The sequence below is a fragment of the Arthrobacter ginsengisoli genome, assembly GCF_031456935.1.
Classification (GTDB): domain Bacteria; phylum Actinomycetota; class Actinomycetes; order Actinomycetales; family Micrococcaceae; genus Arthrobacter; species Arthrobacter ginsengisoli.
Window position 1 is genome coordinate 183,472 of sequence record NZ_JAVDVQ010000001.1, and the last position, 20,121, is coordinate 203,592.

Below are 20,121 nucleotides of genomic sequence, written 5' to 3' on the forward strand. Positions count from 1 at the left end.
CGGTCAGCCGGCATTCTGCGCGACGCCTTCCTGCGCCACCCGTTCGTGCGAGGCGAACAGTGCCGCGGCGTGCTCCTGCAGGCTCGTGACCGACCACTCGTACGTGCGCTGCGCCTCGATCGCCTGGACGGCGGCGTTGAACTCGGCCACGGTCGTGATGCAGGGGATGCCGATCGACGTCGCCGCGGCGCGCAGTTCGTAGCCGTCGCTGCGGGCTTCGCCGCCCGAGGGCGTGTTGAAGACCATGTCGATTTCCCCGGCGATGATGAGGTCGGCGATGGTGCCCTCGCCCTCGGCGCTGGAACCCTCGGCGACCTTCCGGACCGGGGTGGCCTGGATGCCGTTGCGGCGCAGCACATCGGCGGTGCCGCCGGTGGAGACGATCTCGAAGCCGAGGTCGGAGAGCCGCTTGACGCCCATAATGACCGAGCGCTTGTCCCGGTTCGCCACCGAGACGAAGATCTTGCCCTCGGTGGGCAGCGCGTTGTTGGCGGCGGCCTGGCTCTTGGCGAAGGCAGTGTCGAAGTGCTTGTCGATGCCCATCACCTCGCCGGTGGAGCGCATTTCCGGCCCGAGCAGCGAGTCCACGACCTTGCCCTCGGGGGTGCGGAAGCGGCTGAACGGCAGCACGGCTTCCTTGACCGAGACCGGGGCGTCCAGCGGCAGGGTGGAGCCGTCACCGGTTTCCGGCAGCATCTTGTAGGCGGTGCGGAGCTGGTTGACGGTGACGCCGGTGCCGATCAGGGCCGCCGCCTTCGCCATCTGCACCCCGGTGGCCTTGGAAACGAACGGGACGGTGCGCGAGGCCCGCGGGTTGGCTTCCAGGACGTAGAGCACGTCGGAGGCCAGGGCAAACTGGATGTTGATCAGGCCGCGGACCCCCACGCCCTCGGCGATCGCCAGGGTGGCGGTCCGGACCCGTTCCAGCACGTTGTTGCCCAGCGTGATGGGCGGCAGCACACACGCCGAGTCACCGGAGTGGATGCCGGCCTCCTCGATGTGCTCCATGATCCCGCCGAGGTACATATCGGTGCCGTCGTAGAGGGCGTCGACGTCGATTTCGACGGCGTCCTCCAGGAACCGGTCGATCAGCACCGGGTGGTCCGGGGTGATCTCGGTCGCGTTGGCGATGTAGCGCGAGAGGTTGGGCTCGTCGTAGACGATCTCCATGCCGCGGCCGCCGAGCACATAGGAAGGGCGGACCAGGACGGGGTAGCCGATTTCGTCGGCGATTTTCTTGGCGTCGTCGAAGGACACGGCGGTGCCGTTCTTCGGCGAGATCAGGCCGGCCTTGTCGAGCACCCGGGAGAAGGCGCCGCGGTGCTCGGCGAGGTCGATCGCTTCCGGGGAGGTGCCGAGGATCGGCACGCCGGCGTCGGCGAGCTGCTGGGCGAGCTTGAGCGGGGTCTGGCCGCCGAGCTGGACGAAGACGCCCATCACGCCGCCGGTGCGTTCCTCGGCCGCGATGACCTCGAGCACGTCCTCCAGGGTGAGCGGCTCGAAGTACAGCCGGGTGGAGACGTCGTAGTCGGTGGACACGGTTTCGGGGTTGCAGTTGACCATCACGGTCTCATAGCCAGCCTTGCGCAGCGCCATCGAGGCGTGCACGCAGGAGTAGTCGAACTCGATGCCCTGCCCGATCCGGTTCGGCCCGGATCCGAGGATGATGATGGACGGTTTGGCGTGCAGCGCCACCTCGTCCTCCTCGTCGTAGGAGGAGTAGTGGTAGGGCGTGTACGCGGCGAATTCGGCCGCGCAGGTGTCCACCGTCTTGTAGACCGGTCGGATGCCCAGGGCCTGCCGGACGCCGCGGACGACGTCTTCGGAGTTGTGCGTCAGGGCGCCGATCTGCTCGTCGGAGAAGCCGTGGCGCTTGGCGCGGGTGAGCATCTCCGGGGTCAGGGCCGCGGCCTTGCGGATTTCGACCGAGATCTCGTTGAGCAGCTGGAGCTGGTCCAGGTACCAGGGGTCAATCTTCGTGGCCTCGAAGAGCTGCTCCACGGTGGCGCCACCGAGGAGGGCACGCTGCACCTGGTGCAGGCGGTCTGTGGTGGGCCGCTTGGACTTCTCGATCAGCTCCGCGACTTCCCATTCCGGGACGTGGCTGAAGTCCAGCTGGGAGCCCTTCTGCTCGAGGGAGCGCAGCGCCTTCTGCAGGGCTTCGGTGAAGTTGCGGCCCATGGCCATGGCCTCGCCCACCGACTTCATGGTGGTGGTCAGGGTGGGGTCCGCGGCCGGGAACTTCTCGAAGGCGAAGCGCGGGACCTTCACGACGACGTAGTCCAGGGTGGGCTCGAAGGACGCGGGGGTCTTCTGCGTGATGTCGTTCGGGATCTCGTCCAGGGTGTAGCCGAGCGAGAGCTTGGTGGCGATCTTGGCGATCGCGAAGCCGGTGGCCTTCGACGCGAGGGCGGAGGAGCGGGAGACGCGCGGGTTCATCTCGATCACGACGACGCGGCCGGTGTCCGGCTCGACGGCGAACTGGATGTTGCAGCCGCCGGTGTCGACGCCGACTTCGCGGATGACGGCGATGGAGATGTCGCGCAGGCGCTGGTACTCGCGGTCCGTCAGGGTCAGGGCCGGGGCCACGGTGATCGAGTCGCCGGTGTGCACACCGACCGGGTCGAAGTTCTCGATCGAGCAGACGACCACGACGTTGTCGTTTTTGTCCCGCATCATCTCGAGTTCGTATTCCTTCCAGCCGAGGATGCTCTCTTCGAGCAGCACCTCGGACGTGGGGCTGTACTGCAGACCCTGGCCGACGATCCGGCGGAGGTCGTTCTCGTCGTAGGCGAGTCCGGAGCCGAGGCCACCCATGGTGAAGGAGGGCCGGACGACCATCGGGTAGCCGAGGTCCTCGGCGGCGGTGAGGGCCTCATCGATGGTGTGGATGATGTGGCTGCGGGCCGATTCGGCGCCGCAGCGCTCCACCACGCCCTTGAACTTCTCGCGGTCCTCGCCGAGCTCGATCGCGGCGATGTTGGCGCCGATCAGCTCCACGTTGTACTTCTCCAGCACCCCGTTCTTGTCCAGCGCGATGGCGGTGTTCAGCGCCGTCTGGCCGCCCAGGGTAGGCAGGATCGCATCGGGGCGTTCCTTCGCGATGATCTTTTCGACCACCTCGGGGGTGATCGGCTCAATGTAGGTGGCGTCGGCGAACTCCGGGTCGGTCATGATCGTGGCCGGGTTGGAGTTCACGAGGATGACGCGGAGGCCTTCCTCCTTGAGGACGCGCAGTGCCTGGGTGCCGGAGTAGTCGAATTCGGCCGCCTGGCCGATCACGATCGGGCCGGAACCGATGACCAGGACGCTCTTAAGGTCAGTTCTCTTGGGCATTACTTCTTGTCCTCAGTCTTGGATTCGGTGGAAGTCTTGGCAGCGGAAGCAGTGTCCGCCATCAGCTCGATGAAGCGGTCGAAGAGGTAGGCGGCATCGTGCGGGCCGGAGGCTGCCTCCGGGTGGTACTGCACCGAGAAAGCCGGGATGTCCAGGCAGGACAGGCCCTCGACGACGTCGTCGTTGAGGCTCACGTGGCTGACCTCGACGCGGCCGAAGCGCTCCTCGGGGGCCCGGGTGGCGCCGTCGAGCGGGGCGTCGACGGCGAACCCGTGGTTTTGCGAAGTGATCTCGACCTTGCCGGTGCGGCGGTCCATCACGGGCTGGTTGATGCCGCGGTGGCCGTAGCGCAGCTTGTAGGTGCCGAAGCCCAGGGCACGGCCCAGGATCTGGTTGCCGAAGCAGATGCCAAAGTAGGGGATCTTCTCGTCCAGGACCGAGCGGAGCAGCTTGACCTGGTTGTCGGCGGTCGCCGGGTCGCCCGGGCCGTTGGACATAAAGAAGCCGTCGGGGTTGACGGCCTGGACGTCGGCGAGGGTCGCGGTGGCCGGGAGGACGTGGACCCGGACGCCGCGTTCGGCGAACCGGATCGGGGTCATCCGCTTGATGCCTAAGTCGATAGCGGCGATGGTGAAGCGCGGTTCGCCGTCCCAGCCCCAGTCCTTGGGTTCCACGGTGTAGGCCTCGTCGACGCTGACTTCCTCGGCCAGCCGGGAGCCTTCCATCGGTGCACTGGCCAGGACGGTGTCCACGAGTTCCTGGTCGGTGGCGCGGACCGCGTCACCGGAGAAGATCCCGGCGCGCATGGTCTTGTGTTCACGGAGGTGGCGGGTGATGGCGCGGGTGTCCACGCCCTGGATGCCGACGATGCCCTGCTCGATCAGCTCATCGTCCAGGGAACGTTCGGAGCGCCAGTTGGAGGGGCGGCGGGCGGCGTCGCGGACGATGTAGCCTGCCACCCAGATCCGCCGGGACTCGGCGTCGTCTTTGTTCACTCCGGTGTTGCCGATGTGCGGGGCGGTCTGCACGACAAGCTGGCGGGCGTAGGAGGGGTCCGTGATGGTTTCCTGGTAGCCGGTCATGCCGGTTGCGAACACGGCCTCGCCGAGGGCGGTTCCGGTGGCGCCGTAGCTGGTGCCGCGGAAGATCCGGCCGTCCTCGAGCACGAGGGCTGCCGGCGTGGATGCTGCCGCGTCTGTTGACACTGTTTTTTCTGACACTGAGTTGGGGTCGGTCACGTTGTTACTTTCCACTATCGGCATCGGCCTGAGGGGCCGCGGGGATCAAATTTTGCAGGGCGTTGAGGAGGATGGTTTTGTCTTCGGCGTGCCGGGTACGGAATCCGGAATCCAGTTCGCGGCTGCCGAGCATCCAGCTGAGCACCAGCAGTCCGTCCTTTTCGACGAACTTTCCGGCCATGCCGCTTTCCTGCCGGACTCCGGTCAGGCGGGCCGCCGGGATGAAGACCGGGCCGGCGCCGGAGCGGTCGAAGAGCACGCCCTCCGGGTGGACGCTCAGTTGCGCGTTCGTGCGGAGCCCTAAGTTGTGGACGGCGATCCGGTCCAGCCAGTCCCCGGCGGTGGTGGAGGCAACGTACTGTCCGTCGGCGGCGGCCAGCGCCGTGCCGAGGTCCGCCGGGATCTCCGGCAGTGGGTCGACGTCGGCCTGGCGGCGCAGGCGGTTCCGCCAGCCGAGCCAGATCAGGATCAGCGCGACGCCGACCAGGACCAGCGTGAGGAGCAGTGAAAGTTCCTTGACCATCAGTTGCTGCCTGCCCCCGCGGTGCCGGGAACCTCCGCGGGATAGCGGTACGGGGTGTTGAGCTTGCCGTCCAGGACAGTGGGGTGGCCCTTGAAGAACGTGGCCACCACCTTGCCGGGAAGTTCCCGGCCGGCAAACGGAGAGTTACGGCCCATGGTTGCCATCTTAGAAGGGTCCACGGTCCACCGCGCAGCCGGGTCCACGAGTGTGACGTTGGCGGGTTCGCCGACGTCGAGCGGACGGCCCTGGTCCGCCAGCCGGCCGATGGCTGCCGGAGCACTGGAGGTGACCCGGGCGAAGTCGGCCCAGCCCATCAGCCCGGTTTCGATCATGGTGTGCTGCACCACGGACAGTGCGGTTTCCAGCCCGGTCATGCCCATGGCGGCCTGCGCCCATTCGCATTCCTTGTGCTCGCTCGGGTGCGGGGCGTGGTCGGTGCCAACGACGTCGATCGTGCCGTCGGCCAGCGCGGCGCGCAGCGCCTGGACATCGGCGTCGGTGCGCAGCGGAGGGTTGACCTTGTAGACCGGGTCGTAGCTGCGGGCGAGTTCGTCCGTGAGCCAGAGGTGGTGCGGGGTGACCTCGGCCGTGACCTTGACACCGCGGGACTTGGCCCAGCGGATGATCTCCACGGACCCGGCCGTGGAGACGTGGCAGACGTGCAGCCGGGAACCGACGTGCTGGGCGAGCAAAACGTCCCGGGCGATGATGCTTTCCTCGGCGACGGCGGGCCAGCCGGTGAGTCCCAGGACGGCGGAGACCTCGCCTTCGTTCATCTGCGCGCCGGCGGTGAGCCGGGGTTCCTGCGCGTGCTGGGCCACCACGCCGTCGAACGCCTTGACGTATTCCAGCGCGCGACGCATCAGCACGGGATCGTGGACGCAGATGCCGTCGTCGGAGAAGACCCTGACCCGGGCGCGGGAGTCGGCCATGGCGCCCAGTTCGGCGAGCTGCTCCCCCGCGAGGCCGACGGTGACCGCGCCCACCGGGCGGACATCGACCCAGCCGGCCGTGCGGCCGAGGGTGAGGACCTGTTCGACGACGCCGGCGGTGTCCGCCACCGGGGTGCTGTTCGCCATCGCGTGCACGGCGGTGTAGCCGCCCAGGGCCGCGGCGCGGGTGCCGGTCTCGACCGTTTCGGCGTCTTCGCGGCCGGGTTCGCGCAGGTGGGTGTGGATGTCCACCATGCCGGGAAGGGCCACGAGTCCGGCGGCCTCAATGACGGTCGCGCCGTCGGCTGCGAGGTTCTGGCCGCGTTCGGCGATGATCCCGCCGCGGATCAGGAGGTCTTCAGGAGCTCCGCCGAGAAGGGCGGCGCCGCGGATCAGGTAGGCGCCGGTGCCTGCGTCCGGTTGCTGTGATGCCATTAGTGGCTCTCCTTGGTGACGAGGGCGGAGGTGTTCTCTGCGGGGGTGGAATGGGTGGAGTTCGCGTGGTGCGCCGGTTCACGGGTGTCCCCGGAGAGCAGCAGGTACAGGGCCGCCATCCGGATCGACACGCCGTTGCGGACCTGCGCCAGGACCGTGGAGCGGGGCGAGTCGGCGGCGGCGGAAGAGATCTCCAGGCCGCGGTTCATCGGCCCGGGGTGCATGATGATGGTGTCCTTGAAGCCCAGGCTGTCCAGGGCGCGGAGCCGGTTGTCGTCAAAGCCCCAGCGGCGCGAGTATTCGCGGGTGGTGGGGAAAAAGGACGCGTTCATCCGTTCGCCCTGCACCCGCAGCATCATCATCGCATCCACGCCGCCGGCCAGGGTCTGGTCGAGGTCGTAGCTCACGCTGCACGGCCACTTTTCGACCCCGATCGGCAGCAGCGTCGGCGGGGCGACGAGGGTGACCTCGGCACCGAGGGTGCGCAGCAGCCAGACGTTGGAGCGGGCCACCCGGGAGTGCAGCACGTCCCCGGCGATCGCGACCCGCATGCCCGACAGGTCTGCCCCCGCGGACGGGGTGCCGGCCAGCTTCGACCAGTGCCGGCGCATGGTGAAGGCGTCCAGCAGCGCCTGGGTGGGGTGTTCGTGGGTGCCGTCGCCGGCGTTGATGACGGCGGCGTCGATCCAGTCCGTGGCGGCGAGCCGGTGCGGCGCGCCGGAGGCCCAGTGCCGGATGACGACGGCGTCGGCCCCCATCGCGGAGAGCGTCTGGGCCGTGTCCTTGAGCGATTCGCCCTTGGACACGGAGGAACCCTTCGCGGCGAAGTTGATGACGTCGGCGGAGAGCCGCTTGGCGGCGGCCTCGAAGGAGATGCGGGTGCGCGTGGAGTCCTCGAAGAACAGGTTCACGACGGTGCGGCCGCGCAGGGTGGGAAGCTTTTTGACCTCACGCTCCCCCACGGCGGCCATTTCCTCGGCGGTGTCGAGGATGCGGATGGCGTTGGACCGGCTCAGGTCCTCGGTGGAGAGCAGGTGCCTCATGCGGTGGCCTCGATGACTACTTCGTTGACCGGAGTGCCGTCGACGGAGTCGGTTTCCTCGAGCCGGACCCGGACCTTCTCGGACGAGGAGGTGGGGAGGTTCTTGCCGACATGGTCGGCGCGGATGGGCAGTTCCCGGTGGCCGCGGTCGATCAGCACGGCGAGGCGGACGATGCGGGGCCGGCCGAGGTCGATGATCGCGTCGAGGGCGGCCCGGATGGTCCGGCCGGAGTACAGGACGTCGTCGATCAGCACGACGACCTTGTTGTCGATGCCGGTGCGCGGCAACTGGGTGGGGTACGGCGGCCGCGTGGCCTGGTGGGAGAGGTCGTCGCGGAACATCGTCACATCGAGCTGGCCCACAATCGCGGCGGGATCCACGGTGGGATCGGCGGCGGCAATCTTGGCGGCGAGACGGACGGCGAGGGGGTAGCCCCTCCGCGGGATGCCCAGCAGGACCAGGTCCTGGGAGCCCTTGTTGGATTCGAGAATCTCATGGGCGATACGAGTGAGTGCACGGTCGATGTCCGCCTGGTTGAGTACCACGCGGGTGAGTACAACCTTGGCCGGAACCGGTGCTTCTGGAACAGAAGTCAACGCTCGTCTCCCCTTTCCCCGCCTCACGGGACGGAATTAAAAAAGGATTGTTTGCGCTCCCAAATTACCACAGCAGGGTTGGCGCCCTGGCGCCGTCGGCATGCGTTTAACCTCACACGGACATAGGCTCGGGTGCATGAGAACGAACGGGCCGCGGCCGGGGCAGGACCGCCCGGGCTCCTCCTCCGGCGGCCGGCGGCAGCTGCCCCGGCAGGCCAATCCGACATGGCTGGGGCAGATCCGGCCGGAGGACTACCGGCCGGCTCCGGTCCACAACGGCGGCCGGTTTCCGGCTGCACCGCTGCCCGCCCTCCCGGCGGTCCCGCGCAGCCCTCGTTCCGCCGGCGTTGTGGGGCTCGTGCTGGCCGGCGGCTTCCTCGCTTTCATCAGCCTGTTCCTGGTGCTTCCCTTCCTGCTGGGCAGCACCGGCCTGTCCGGATTTGTCATCGGCTTTCTCGCTTCGCTGGTTCCGCTGGGGACCGTGCTGCTGACCGTACGCTTCATCGACCGCTGGGAGCCGGAGCCCAGGGCACTGCTGCTCTTCGCGTTCGTCTGGGGAGCCGTCGTCTCGATTGCGGTGACGATGCTGCTCCAGCCGTACTTCACGCTGGTGGCCGGTCCCGCCTCGGGACTGGATTACACAACGTTCGCCGTAACCGTTCAGGCGCCGGTGGTGGAGGAATTCGCCAAGTCCCTGGGGCTGCTCTTGCTGCTGCTCTTCGCCCGGAAACACTTCGACGGCCCGGTCGACGGGGTGGTGTTCGCCTTCACGATCGCGGCCGGCTTCGCGTTCACCGAGAACATCCTCTACTTCGGCCGCGCGATCGCCACCTCCAGCGACCCCGGCACGGACCTCGCGGTGGTGTTCTTCCTCCGCGGGGTCATGTCACCGTTCGCCCACGCCATTTTCACCGGCACCACGGGGCTGATCATGGGCTTCGCCGCACGACGCTGGCACAACGGGCTGTCCGTGCTCGCGTTCGGCGTCGGCCTCGTTCCCGCGATGCTGCTGCACAGCGCCTGGAACAGCATGGGCCAGGACTTCCTGGCCCAGTACCTGCTGGTACAGGTGCCGATCTTCCTGCTGGCGGTCCTGGTCATCGTGCTGCTGCGGCTGGCGGAGCGCCGGCTCACCCGCCAGCGGCTCACGGAATACGCGGCGGCAGGCTGGTTCACGGCGGCCGAGGTGGACATGCTGGCCACCGGCGGCGGGCGGCGTGCGGCCCTCCGCTGGGCCGGGTCGATCGGCCGGCGCCCGCAGATGAACGCCCTGCTCCAGGCCGCCACCCGGCTCGCCTTCACCCGGCAGCGGATCCTCAGCGGTCGGGACGTGCCGGCGCACCAGCTCGATGAGCGGCACCAGCTTGCTGAAATCGCGGGCCTCCGGTCCGCCGTCGTCGGGTGAACCGGCGGAACGAAAGAACCCCGCCGGGGATGTCCCGGGCGGGGTTCTTGGAAGCGGGGCGCTAGGCGAGCAGCGAAGGCTTCAGCTGCTGCAGGCGGCCCAGCAGGCCGTTGATGAACGACGGCGACTCGTCCGTGGAGAGGGTCTTGGCCAGTGCCACGGCCTCGCTGACGGCAACGCCGTCGGGAACGTCGTCGTTGTAGAGAAGTTCCCAGGTGCCGATCCGCAGGATGATGCGGTCCACCGAGGGCATCCGCTCCAGGGTCCAGCCCTGCGAATAGGTTTCCAGGAATTCGTCGATTGCCGGCTGGTGCGAGACGACGCCCTCAACGATCTCGAGGGTGTACGGGTTGACGATCTGGTCCGTCTGCTCCCGGCGGGACTTCAGCACATCGAATGCCGACACCGAACGCTGTTCCGCCTCGAAGAGAACCTCCAGGGCCCGGTTGCGGGCCTTACCGCGTGCACTCACTAGTCGTTGACCCGCCCGAGGTAGCTGCCGTCGCGGGTGTCGACCTTGACCTTGGTGTTGTTCTCAACGAACAGCGGAACCTGGATCTCGTAGCCGGTTTCGAGGGTGGCGGGCTTGGTGCCGGCCGAGGAGCGGTCGCCCTGCAGGCCCGGCTCCGTGTAGGTGATCTCGAGCACGACGCTCGGGGGCAGCTCGATGTAGAGCGGGTTGCCCTCGTGGATGGCGATGTTGACCATCTGGTTCTCGAGCATGAAGTTGGTGGCGTCGCCGACCGTTGCGCCCGGAACGGTGAGCTGGTCGAAGTCGGTCGTGTCCATGAACACGAAGTCCGCGCCGTCCTGGTACAGGTACTGGTAGTCGCGGCGGTCGACCGTGGCGGTCTCGATTTTGAGTCCGGCGTTGAAGGTCTTGTCGACGACTTTGCCGGACATCACGTTGCGCATCTTGGTGCGCACGAACGCGCCGCCCTTGCCGGGCTTGACGTGCTGGAACTCGATGATGTTCCAGAGCTGGCCCTCAAGCTTAAGGACGGTTCCGTTCTTGATGTCGTTAGTGGTTGCCACTGTATCCTCTGGTTTCGTTTTTGACGGCTTCGCGCTGCCAGCCGGCTATGCCAGGCCAGCATGCCGAACGGCCCGCCAGCGCGTATTTATCAAAAATCCAAGATCCATTCTACCGGTTTTGTGGGTCCGTTGCCTGACGCCCCCCGCGGCTCCTCCGCGGCACCTCCGCCGAGGTCCCGGCGGCACCGCGTCAGGAGGCGCGGTCCAGCACGTCGCGGGCGCGCTGCAGCGCCACCGTGGACGCGTAGATCAGCGCCGCGTCGGCGGACCCGGAAACGCGCAGGTCCAGCTCCTTGGCAAAGTTATCAACGGCGGCGGCAATGTTGCCGCTGGCGAAGTAGGAGCGTCCAAGCAGCTGGCGGATGTCGGCCTCGTCCGGCGTGCCGCGCGTCTCCGCAAGCAGCTGGCGGAACAGTTCGACGGCCCGGTCGACCCGGTGCGAGACCCGCAGGACGTCCGCTTCGAAAATCCGCAGGCGCAGCGCAGCGGGGTCGTTATACCGGGCCTCGGCGAGCAGCTCGGCGGCTTCGGCGGGGTGCCCTTCGACGAGCCGCACGAAGATCAGGTCACCGGGGTCGGTCGAGGCTGCCAGCGCCGCGGCGACGGCCTCGTCGTCGACAATTTGCGGCACCAGGCTGTCCGGGTTGATCCTGATCCCGGGTAACCCTGCATCCGGCCAGTCGCTGGTGCCGCCTGGTATGAATGGCATCAGGAGGCGATCTCCTGGTACGCGGCAAACAGCAGCGAGGTGTCCGGGACATCGAGGATGCCGGGACGGGCGACGCCGTCGAGCACCACGAAACGCAACAGGTCGCCACGGGACTTCTTGTCCCGCCGCATGCCGTCGAGCAGGGCCTGCCAGCGGTCGCGCCGGTAGGTGATGGGAAGCCCGAGGCTTTCCAGGATGCTGCGGTGCCGGTCGGCGTCGGCGTCACTGAGCCGGCCGACGCTGCGCGCCAGTTCCGCGGCGAACATCATCCCGACGGAGACGGCGGCGCCGTGCCGCCAGGAGTAGCGCTCGGCCAGTTCGATGGCGTGGCCCAGGGTGTGGCCGTAGTTGAGGATTTCGCGCTGGCCGGTTTCCTTCAGGTCTTCGGAGACGACCCGGGCCTTGACTGTGATGGCGCGTTCAATGAGTTCCCGGACGGCGTCCGAGCGGGGATCGGAGACCGCGGCAGGATCCTTTTCGATCAGCTCCAGGATGGCGGGGTCGGCGATGAAGCCGCACTTGATGACCTCGGCCATGCCGGAGATGATCTCGTTCTTCGGCAGCGTGTCCAGGGTGTCGAGGTCCGCCAGGACACCGGCGGGCGGGTGGAACGCCCCGACGAGGTTCTTGCCTTCGGCGGTGTTGATCCCGGTCTTGCCCCCGACGGCGGCGTCCACCATGCCGAGCAGGCTCGTCGGCATGTGGATGACCTTGACACCGCGCAGCCAGGTGGCGGCCACGAAGCCGGCCAGGTCGGTCACGGCCCCGCCCCCGACGGCCACGATGGCGTCTGAGCGGGTGAAATCGTTCTGGCCCAGCACCTGCCAGCAGAAGGAGGCCACCTCGATGTGCTTGCCCTCCTCGGCGTCGGGAATCTCGGCGGTGAGTGCCGTGAACCCTGCCGTGGCGAGTTCTTCCCTGACGGTGTCGCCGGTGAGGCGCAGCGCGCGCGGGTGGATGACCAGGACGCGCTTGACCCGCTCCCCCAGCAGCCCCGGCAGGCTGGCCAGCAGGCCGCGGCCCACAACGACATCGTAGTTCTCACCGGGCGTCGGCCCGGTGACCTTGATGACTGTTGATTCGGTGATCACTTTTCAACTTCCTTTGTCGCCGCTGGCGTGGTTACGGCCGCGGTTCCCGCGGCGGCGTAACCGCGCAGGGCATTTTCGATCCGGTGCGCGAGGTCGGGAACAGATCCGCTCCGCACGTCGATGACCAGGTCGGCCAGCCGTTCGTAGACCGGCCGGCGGGTGGCGAACAGCGTCTTCCATCGGTCCATGGCATCACCGGCCAGCAGGGGCCGGCCCGAGTTCCGGGCGATGCGTTCCGCCACGGTGTCCGCGTCGCACTCAAGGTAGACCACGGTGCACTGTCCGAGCAGTTGCTGGGTGCCGGAGTCGAGCACCGCGCCGCCGCCCAGGGAGATGACCGTGTTGCTGCCCCGGGCGTCTTCGATGGCACGCGCGACGGCCCTGGCTTCCAGCTCCCGGAAGGCGCGCTCCCCGCGGCTGGCGAAGATCTCCGCGATGGAACCGTGGTTCGCCACCACCTCGACGTCGGTGTCCACGAACGGGGCTCCCAGCTGGTGGGACAGCTGGTGGCCGATCGCGGATTTGCCGACCGCCATCGGTCCGATCAGCGCAATGGGCCGGGCAGTTTTCGTCGCCGGCACTGCCGGTATTTCAGCGGGCACTACTGGCCGATCGAGTCCAGGGACGCCGGAATGTTGTCCAGGTAACCCTTGATGTTGCGGGCGGTTTCCTGCACGGAATCGCCGCCGAACTTTTCCGTGACGGCTTCGGCCAGGACCAGTGCCACCATGGCTTCGGCAACGACGCCGGCCGCGGGGACCGCACAGACATCGGAGCGCTGGTGGTGGGCCTTGGCAGCTTCGCCGGTGCTGACGTCGACGGTCTTCAGCGCGCGGGGCACGGTGGCGATCGGCTTCATCGCAGCGCGGACGCGGAGCACATCGCCGATGCTCATGCCGCCTTCGATGCCGCCGGCACGGTTGGATGTGCGGATGATCCTGCCGTCGGCGTCCTTCACAATCTCGTCATGCGCCGCCGAGCCGCGGCGGGCTGCAGTCCGGAAGCCGTCGCCGACCTCGACGCCCTTGATGGCCTGGATGCCCATCAGGGCGGCCGCGAGGCGTGAATCGAGGCGCCGGTCCCAGTGGACGTAGCTGCCCAGTCCCGGCGGGAGCCCGTAGGCGAGTACCTCGACGACACCGCCGAGGGTTTCGCCTTCCTTGTGCGCGATGTCGACCTCGGCCACCATGGCGTCGGAGGTTTCCCGGTCGAAGCAGCGCAGCGGGTCGGCGTCGAGGGCGAGGACGTTGTCCGGGACCGGGAGCGGCCGGCCTTCCGGGACTGATGTGCTGGCGATCGATACCGTGTGGGAGACCAGCTCGATGCCGAGCTGCCGGAGGAAAGCGGAGGCGACCGTGCCGAGGGCCACACGGGTTGCGGTTTCGCGGGCGCTGGCGCGCTCCAGCACGGGACGTGCTTCGTCGAAACCGTACTTCTGCATGCCGGTGAAGTCCGCATGGCCGGGACGCGGACGGGTCAGCGGCGCGTTGCGGGCCTGGTCGGCGAGGATTTCCGGGTCAACGGGATCGGCAGACATAATCTGTTCCCATTTGGGCCATTCGGTGTTGCCGACCTGGATGGCGATGGGGCCGCCCTGGGTGATCCCGTGGCGGACGCCGCCGAGGATCGTGACCACGTCCTGCTCAAACTTCATCCGGGCGCCGCGGCCGTAGCCGAGCCGGCGGCGGGCCAGCGAGTCGGCGATCTGGGCGCTGGTGAGTTCAACACCGGCGGGCACGCCTTCAATAATTCCGACCAGGGCCGGCCCATGGGATTCTCCGGCAGTCAACCAACGCAGCATATTTCCATCCTGCCATGTACGGCGGCTAGAACACCCGTCGGGGTGCCCCGACTGAGTCACACATCACATCTATGACCTCGGCCGGCACGGCCTCACCGAGGCCGGTGAAATGGCGGACCTGTTCCACGGCCTGGTAGATGAGCATCTCGAGTCCGGGCACCACGGTGCCGCCCGCCTCCTGCCACACGGAGGCGATCCTGCTCGGCCAGGGATCGTAGGCGACGTCCAGCAGGACACCGGACAGGCCCGGTGCGGATTGCCGGGACGGCTCACCCGCGCGCCGGGCCAACTGCTCCGCCAGTTCGTCCGCCAGCGGGTCGGCGGCACGGGGCGGCAGGGTGCAGATCACGACGTCGGCCGCGGCGATGGCCGCGGCTGCTTCGCTCAGCGGGAGGATCCGGACCGGCAAGGCAAGGGCGGCAGCGGCCGTCCGCGCCTCGGCGGCCCGGCTGACATCGCGGACAAAAATTTCCGCGTCGGGCGCGCCCAGATCCTTCAGCGCTGCGAGGGCGGCGGCTGCGGTGCCGCCTCCGCCCAGGACCACACCGGTGGGCGCTGACACGGCGCCCGCATGGCGCAGCGCGTTGACGATGCCCGCGACGTCCGTGTTGTAACCGACCAGGCGGGTGCAGCCGGTGCTGTCACCCGGCGCCGGGGCCTCAAACGCAACCGTGTTGATGACCCCGAGCTCGCGCGCCACCCCGCGGACCTCGTCCACTTCGCGGGCCATGCCGGCTTTGAGCGGCATGGTGACCGACAGCCCGCGCCAGTCGTTCTTCTCCCGCACGTCCTGCCGGACCCGGGCCATGAAGGCCGGGAGTTCCTCCTCGGTGACGTCGATCGCCGTGTAGTCCAGCTCCACGCCGAGATGCGCGTAGGCGGCGCGGTGCAGCGCCGGCGACTTGGAATGGCCGATGGGATGTCCCAGCACGGCGGCCCGGGATCTCATACGCAGCGTCCGGGGTTGCCCTCACACCAGGCGTTGTACCGGGCCACGTAGGTGTTGTGCTCCGCCAGCGTCTTGGCGAACAACGTCTCCTTGGTGTCCAGGTTGATCGTCACCCAGTACAGGTACTCGTTCGTCTTGGGCTTGGCGGCAGCGTCGATCGCCGTCTTGCCCGGTGAGCCGATCGGTCCCACCGGCAGGCCCGGGTTCGCGTAGGTGTTGTACGGGTTGGACTTGTCGGCCTTCTGGTCCTCGTCAATGTGGAAGCTCTTGATGCCGAGCCCGTACGTGACCGTGGCGTCGGACTGGATCAGCCCGTTCGTCTCGGTGTTGTCCGGCTTGAGCCGGTTGTAGATCGCGCCCGCCACATCACCGTATTCGGCCTGGCCGCCTTCGGCCTGGACGATGCTGGCGACCGTGACGACGTCGTATTGTTTCTCGGGATCCGTGACGCCCTGGGCCGTGAGCTCGGCCAGGGTGTCGGTCACGAGCTGCTGCAGCACGTCCTTGGCCGGGGTGCCGAGCGCGAACCGGTGCTCGCCGGGGGCGAGGAAACCTTCGAGGTTCTGGGCCCTTGCCGACACGCCGAACTGACCGGGCGAGTCACTGAGCTCCTTGAGTTGGGCGACCGGAACGCCGGTGCCCTCGGAGATGGCCTCGAGTGATTCTCCGATCCTGAGGCCGGCATTCAAGGCAAAGTACATGACCTTGGCCTGGTCCTTGTTCAAGAGCACGGCCACGGCGTCGGAGTTCTTCATCTCGTTGCGCATGGTGAAATCACCGGGAGCCAGCGCCCCGCCTGAGGCCATGAAGTCCCGGAGGAAGGCGTCGGCATTGGCGACAACCTTCTTGTCCTGGAGCTCGGCCGCCACGGACTTCGGCCCGGCACCCGGCGGTACCGTGATGACGACCTCACCGGTTCCGGGGCCCGGGTAGTCTGCCAGCGTATCGCCGCCGAGGAGGGGCTTCAGGAACTGCGCGCCGACGGTGATCGCTATGACGAAGACGGACAGCGTCAGCAGCAGCGCAAGGAAGCGGCGGCGGCGGCGGACCTTCTTGGATGGGCCCTTCGCTGTGCGGATGGCTGCACCTCCGGCCATGACAACCTGGCCGTCTTCCTCGTGGTGGTATTCGGCCGGGGGGATGTCCGCGGAGTCGTAGCCGTGGTGGGCATCGTGGGAGGGGTGGACCGTGTGGTCGCCGTGGACCTCTGCATCATGGCGGTGCTCGTAGCCGGGCGCAGCGTCTGCTGCATAGGGGATGTCCTCATGGGCGACCCCTCCCGCGTACTCGTGCACAGGCGCTTCGTGGCTGGTTGCGTCGTAGCGGGGCTCTTCGTGGAACTGCTCGTGCTGCGCGGGCTCTTCGTCGAACTTCTCGTGGTGCACGGTAGGGGCCGCCGTCGGCGGTTCCGGCGTGTCGGCGGCCGGGATCGGCTCCGGCTCGACCCGCTCCGGCTGAACCGGCTCCGGCTCGACCGGCTCCGGCTGAACCGGCTCCGGCTCGACAAGTTCCGGCTCGACGGCGGCGTACCCGCGCCCGGCCCCCGCGGCAGGGGCGGCCGGAGTATCCTCGCCGGTCTCGAAGGCCTGCGGCGGGATAGCGTCGTGACCGTGGGTCCCCTGGAACTTCTCCTGGGCCCTGATCTCTTTACGCGTCAGCGGTCGGCCGGCGGCGCCGAAAGCATCACCGGCGGGGTCGTCACTGTTGACCGGGCTCACTGTAGCCTTCCATTTCGGGCAGAATGCGGTGTGCAATATGTGTGTCTAATGCCGGAGCGGTCTGAGCGCCATCCCCGGTTGGCCCCGGAGCGGATTCCGCGTACACGCGGCTTCCGACCTCCGTCCCCCTGGCCTTTTGCATATCGATCGCATGTTGCAGGATACCTGCGGCCGCAACCTGATCAACCACCTTACGGTGATTTCTGCTGCTCATGCCAGCTTCGTGCAGGTTCCGGTGGGCCGTGACGGTGCTCAGCCGCTCATCGACCAGCCATACCGGCGCCTCGGAACCGCACGCCACCAGTTTACCCGCCAGTAGCTTTGCATAGTCCGAGGCCATCCGGGCCGAGGCGTGTTCCTCGCCCTTCATTGTCCGCGGCAGGCCGACGAAGATCTCGACTACACCGAGTTCCACGGCCAGGGCCGCGAGGATCCGCACGTCGGTATTCTTCTTCGCGTTCCGTTCCAGGGTGCGCAGGGGCGTGGCCAGGATGCCGTCCCGGTCGCAGACCGCCACGCCCACCCTGACCGTGCCGACGTCCACCCCGAGTTTCACGCCCTGGGGGTAGTCGCCGGGCACGGCAGCTTCGTTCATGGCTCGTCCGTTATCGCCGGGTAATGGCGTCCACGACGGCGCCAAGGGCCGCGCCGACCTTGTCGGCGTCCGTGCCGCCGCCCTGGGCGACATCATCCTTGCCGCCTCCGCCGCCGCCGAGGATTCCGGCGGCGAGGCGCACCAGGGCGCCTGCCTTGACGCCGGCCGCGCGGGCAGCTTCGTTGGTGGCGATCAGGATGACCGGGCGGTCATTGCTGACGCCGGCGACCGCAACGGCGGCCGGCTCGGAGCCAAGGCGCGTCCGCAGGTCCAGGGCCAGGCCACGGAGGTCGTCCGCGCCGCTGACCTGGCCGGCGTCGTGCGCGATGACCTTGACGCCGGCGGCATCCTGGGCGGTGCCCACGAGCTGCGCGGCTGCCGCCGTGAGCTGTTCCTTGCGCAGTCGTTCAAGTTCCTTCTCCGCCGTTTTGAGCTTGGTCAGGGTGGTGGCGATCCGGTCCGCGAGCAGGCCCGAGGGAACCTTGAGCAGTTCGGTGAGTTCGGTGACAAGGGCGCGTTCGGCGGCGAGGTGCCGGAAGGCATCCATGCCGACGAAAGCCTCGACGCGGCGGTTTCCCGAACCGACGGACTGCTCCCCGAGCAGGGACAGGCTGCCGATCAGCGAGGTGTTCGCGACGTGGGTGCCGCCGCAGAGCTCGCGGGACCAGGCGCCGTCGATCTCCACGACGCGGACTTCGTTGCCGTAGTTCTCGCCGAACAAGGCCATGGCTCCGAGGGCCTTGGCCTCGGCGAGTCCCATGATCTTGGTCTCCACCCGGTAGTTGTTGCGGATGGCGATGTTGGAGACTTCCTCGATCTCGGATCGGGTGGCCGGGCTGAGCCCTTCACCCCAGGCGAAGTCGAAGCGCAGGTAGCCGGCCTTGTTGTAGGAGCCGCGCTGCAGCGCTTCCGGGCCGAGGATCTGGTGCAGGGCCGCGTGCACGATGTGCGTGCCGCTGTGGGCCTGCTCGGCGGCGTGCCGGCGTTCCCGGTCGACGGCGGCCTGGACGAGGGAGTCGGCGCCGATTTCGCCTTCACGGACGATTGCCTTGTGCACGCTCAGGCCCTTGACTGGGCGCTGGACGTCCAGAACCTCGACGACGAAGCCGTCGCCGGTGATCAGCCCGGTGTCTGCAGCCTGGCCGCCGGCCTCAGCGTAGAACGGTGTCTCGGCCAGGACGAGTTCGATTTCGTCACCCGTCGAGGCCTGGGCGACCTTGCGGCCGCCGGCGAGGATGCCGCGGACCTTGGACTCGCCGGTGAGTTCGGTGTAGCCGGTGAAAACGGTTTCCCCGGCGGAGAGCAGTTCCTGGAAAGCGCTGAGGTCCGCGTGCGAGCCCTTCTTGCCCTTGGCGTCGGCCTGGGCGCGCTGGCGCTGTTCGAGCATGAGCTTGCGGAATTCGGGCTCGTCGACCTTCAGCCCGGCCTCCTCGGCCATTTCCAGGGTGAGGTCGATCGGGAAGCCGTAAGTGTCATGCAGGGCGAAGGCGTCGGCTCCGGAGAGCGCCCGGCCGGCAGCCTGGGACTCCTTGACGGCGTCCTCGAGGCGAGCCGTGCCGGAGGCGATGGTGCGCAGGAACGCCTTCTCCTCGGCGTAGGCGATCCGGCTGATCCGGTCGAAGTCCGTTTCCACGATCGGGTAGACACCCTTCATGGCGTCCCGTGAGGCGGGCAGCAGGTCCGGCAGGCAGGCCTTTTCGACGCCGAGCAGGCGCATTGAGCGCACGGCGCGGCGGATCAGACGGCGCAGCACGTATCCGCGGCCCTCGTTGGAGGGCGTGACGCCGTCGGCGATCAGCATGAGGGAGGAACGGATGTGGTCGGCGACGACGCGCATCCGGACGTCGTCGGTGTGGTGCGGGTCCTCGGCGGATTCGGCAGAGGTGTATTCCCGGCCGGAGAGGACCGCCGCCTTGTCGATGACGGGGCGGACCTGGTCGGTCTCGTACATGTTTTCGACGCCCTGCAGGATCATCGCGAGGCGTTCCATGCCGAGGCCGGTGTCGATGTTCTTCTGGGGCAGTTCACCGGTGATGTCGAAGTCGACCTTGGAGCGCACGTTGTCGATCTGGTACTGCATGAACACGAGGTTCCAGATTTCCACGTAGCGGTTCTCGTCGGCGATCGGACCGCCCTCGACGCCGTAGGCGGGGCCGCGGTCGTAGTAGATCTCGGAGCAGGGGCCGGCGGGGCCGGGCTGTCCAGTGGACCAGTAGTTGTCCGCTTTGCCCATCCGCTGGATCCGTTCGGCGGGCATGCCCGTGTTCTTGAGCCAGAGCTGCTCGGCCTCGTCGTCCTCTTCGTAGACGGTGACCCACAGCTGTTCGGGCGGCAGGCCGTAGCCGCCGTCGTCAACCGCAGTGGTGAGCAGTTCCCAGGCGAACTTGATGGCGTCTTCCTTGAAGTAGTCGCCGAAGGAGAAGTTGCCGCACATCTGGAAGAACGTGCCGTGCCGGGCGGTTTTGCCGACTTCCTCGATGTCGCCGGTCCGGATGCACTTCTGCACGCTGGTGGCGCGCTTGTAGGGCGCTTCCTCCCGGGCCGTCAGGTAAGGGATAAACGGGACCATGCCGGCCACCGTGAACAGCAGGGACGGGTCGCTGGAGACCAGCGAGGCGGAGGGCACCGCCGTGTGGCCCTTACTGACAAAAAAGTCGATCCAGCGCTTGGTGATCTCCTGCGACTTCATGAGCTGATTACTTACCCTTCAATATT

Annotated in this window: 17 protein-coding genes; 1 reads left to right on the plus strand and 16 read right to left on the minus strand. The window is 67.8% G+C overall.

Going from position 1 to position 20,121, the window contains the following annotated elements:
- Nucleotides 1-3: 3 nt before the first annotated feature.
- Genes carB through pyrR form a run of 6 tightly spaced genes read right to left on the minus strand, consistent with a single transcriptional unit; the run spans nt 4 to nt 8,103 of the window.
- Complete coding sequence (gene carB / locus J2X01_RS00860; protein ID WP_310049661.1) at nt 4-3,336, minus strand: carbamoyl-phosphate synthase large subunit; 3,333 nt, start codon at nt 3,334-3,336, stop codon at nt 4-6.
- Complete coding sequence (carA, locus tag J2X01_RS00865; protein WP_310049664.1) at nt 3,336-4,598, minus strand: glutamine-hydrolyzing carbamoyl-phosphate synthase small subunit; 1,263 nt, start codon at nt 4,596-4,598, stop codon at nt 3,336-3,338. The genes carB and carA overlap by 1 nt, the downstream gene beginning before the upstream one ends.
- A complete protein-coding gene (locus tag J2X01_RS00870) occupies nt 4,579-5,097 on the minus strand; it encodes a PH-like domain-containing protein (RefSeq protein WP_310049668.1) in 519 nt (172 codons plus the stop codon). The genes carA and J2X01_RS00870 overlap by 20 nt, the downstream gene beginning before the upstream one ends.
- Nucleotides 5,097-6,464, minus strand: coding sequence for a dihydroorotase (locus J2X01_RS00875; protein ID WP_310049671.1), 1,368 nt, complete (start codon nt 6,462-6,464; stop codon nt 5,097-5,099). Before J2X01_RS00875 ends, J2X01_RS00870 begins: the two co-directional genes overlap by 1 nt.
- Complete coding sequence (locus tag J2X01_RS00880) at nt 6,464-7,507, minus strand: aspartate carbamoyltransferase catalytic subunit (protein ID WP_310049674.1); 1,044 nt, start codon at nt 7,505-7,507, stop codon at nt 6,464-6,466. Before J2X01_RS00880 ends, J2X01_RS00875 begins: the two co-directional genes overlap by 1 nt.
- Nucleotides 7,504-8,103, minus strand: coding sequence for a bifunctional pyr operon transcriptional regulator/uracil phosphoribosyltransferase PyrR (gene pyrR, locus J2X01_RS00885; RefSeq protein WP_310049678.1), 600 nt, complete (start codon nt 8,101-8,103; stop codon nt 7,504-7,506). Before pyrR ends, J2X01_RS00880 begins: the two co-directional genes overlap by 4 nt.
- A 136-nt stretch (nt 8,104-8,239) precedes the next feature.
- On the opposite strand from pyrR, the gene J2X01_RS00890 reads away from it, so the two are divergent.
- On the plus strand, nt 8,240-9,508 hold the full coding sequence (locus J2X01_RS00890; protein ID WP_310049680.1) for a PrsW family intramembrane metalloprotease: 1,269 nt from the start codon (nt 8,240-8,242) through the stop codon (nt 9,506-9,508).
- A 61-nt stretch (nt 9,509-9,569) separates the two neighbouring features.
- On the opposite strand, the gene nusB is transcribed toward J2X01_RS00890, so the two are convergent.
- The 10 genes from nusB to alaS all read right to left on the minus strand — a co-directional run bounded on the left by nusB (nt 9,570) and on the right by alaS (nt 20,095).
- Nucleotides 9,570-9,980, minus strand: a complete 411-nt coding sequence (gene nusB, locus J2X01_RS00895; protein WP_310049682.1) for a transcription antitermination factor NusB — start codon at nt 9,978-9,980, stop codon at nt 9,570-9,572.
- Nucleotides 9,980-10,543, minus strand: a complete 564-nt coding sequence (gene efp, locus J2X01_RS00900) for an elongation factor P (protein ID WP_056429593.1) — start codon at nt 10,541-10,543, stop codon at nt 9,980-9,982. The genes nusB and efp overlap by 1 nt, the downstream gene beginning before the upstream one ends.
- 190 nt (nt 10,544-10,733) lie before the next feature.
- Complete coding sequence (locus J2X01_RS00905; RefSeq protein ID WP_310049684.1) at nt 10,734-11,252, minus strand: tetratricopeptide repeat protein; 519 nt, start codon at nt 11,250-11,252, stop codon at nt 10,734-10,736.
- Entirely contained in the window at nt 11,252-12,343 is a 1,092-nt protein-coding gene (gene aroB / locus J2X01_RS00910) for a 3-dehydroquinate synthase (RefSeq protein WP_310049685.1), read from the minus strand. The genes J2X01_RS00905 and aroB overlap by 1 nt, the downstream gene beginning before the upstream one ends.
- On the minus strand, nt 12,340-12,933 hold the full coding sequence (locus J2X01_RS00915) for a shikimate kinase (protein ID WP_374724911.1): 594 nt from the start codon (nt 12,931-12,933) through the stop codon (nt 12,340-12,342). Before J2X01_RS00915 ends, aroB begins: the two co-directional genes overlap by 4 nt.
- A gap of 11 nt (nt 12,934-12,944) precedes the next feature.
- Nucleotides 12,945-14,144, minus strand: coding sequence for a chorismate synthase (aroC, locus tag J2X01_RS00920; protein WP_310049687.1), 1,200 nt, complete (start codon nt 14,142-14,144; stop codon nt 12,945-12,947).
- Between the two features lie 25 nt (nt 14,145-14,169).
- Complete coding sequence (locus J2X01_RS00925; protein ID WP_310049690.1) at nt 14,170-15,093, minus strand: shikimate dehydrogenase family protein; 924 nt, start codon at nt 15,091-15,093, stop codon at nt 14,170-14,172.
- Nucleotides 15,090-16,811: an endolytic transglycosylase MltG gene (mltG, locus tag J2X01_RS00930; RefSeq protein ID WP_310049693.1), complete on the minus strand. Its 1,722-nt coding sequence runs from the start codon at nt 16,809-16,811 to the stop codon at nt 15,090-15,092. Before mltG ends, J2X01_RS00925 begins: the two co-directional genes overlap by 4 nt.
- Nucleotides 16,792-17,406, minus strand: coding sequence for a Holliday junction resolvase RuvX (gene ruvX / locus J2X01_RS00935; protein ID WP_310049694.1), 615 nt, complete (start codon nt 17,404-17,406; stop codon nt 16,792-16,794). Before ruvX ends, mltG begins: the two co-directional genes overlap by 20 nt.
- 10 nt (nt 17,407-17,416) lie before the next feature.
- Entirely contained in the window at nt 17,417-20,095 is a 2,679-nt protein-coding gene (gene alaS / locus J2X01_RS00940) for an alanine--tRNA ligase (protein WP_310049697.1), read from the minus strand.
- Nucleotides 20,096-20,121: the final 26 nt, after the last annotated feature.

Coding starts and splice junctions, on each gene's coding strand:
- carB (WP_310049661.1), bottom strand. CDS start 3,336: ATGCCCAAGAGAACTGACCTTAAGAGCGTCCTGGTCATCGGTTCCGGC.
- carA (WP_310049664.1), bottom strand. CDS start 4,598: ATGCCGATAGTGGAAAGTAACAACGTGACCGACCCCAACTCAGTGTCA.
- J2X01_RS00870 (WP_310049668.1), bottom strand. CDS start 5,097: ATGGTCAAGGAACTTTCACTGCTCCTCACGCTGGTCCTGGTCGGCGTC.
- J2X01_RS00875 (WP_310049671.1), bottom strand. CDS start 6,464: ATGGCATCACAGCAACCGGACGCAGGCACCGGCGCCTACCTGATCCGC.
- J2X01_RS00880 (WP_310049674.1), bottom strand. CDS start 7,507: ATGAGGCACCTGCTCTCCACCGAGGACCTGAGCCGGTCCAACGCCATC.
- J2X01_RS00890 (WP_310049680.1), top strand. CDS start 8,240: ATGAGAACGAACGGGCCGCGGCCGGGGCAGGACCGCCCGGGCTCCTCC.
- J2X01_RS00905 (WP_310049684.1), bottom strand. CDS start 11,252: ATGCCATTCATACCAGGCGGCACCAGCGACTGGCCGGATGCAGGGTTA.
- aroC (WP_310049687.1), bottom strand. CDS start 14,144: ATGCTGCGTTGGTTGACTGCCGGAGAATCCCATGGGCCGGCCCTGGTC.
- J2X01_RS00925 (WP_310049690.1), bottom strand. CDS start 15,093: ATGAGATCCCGGGCCGCCGTGCTGGGACATCCCATCGGCCATTCCAAG.
- ruvX (WP_310049694.1), bottom strand. CDS start 17,406: ATGAACGAAGCTGCCGTGCCCGGCGACTACCCCCAGGGCGTGAAACTC.
- alaS (WP_310049697.1), bottom strand. CDS start 20,095: ATGAAGTCGCAGGAGATCACCAAGCGCTGGATCGACTTTTTTGTCAGT.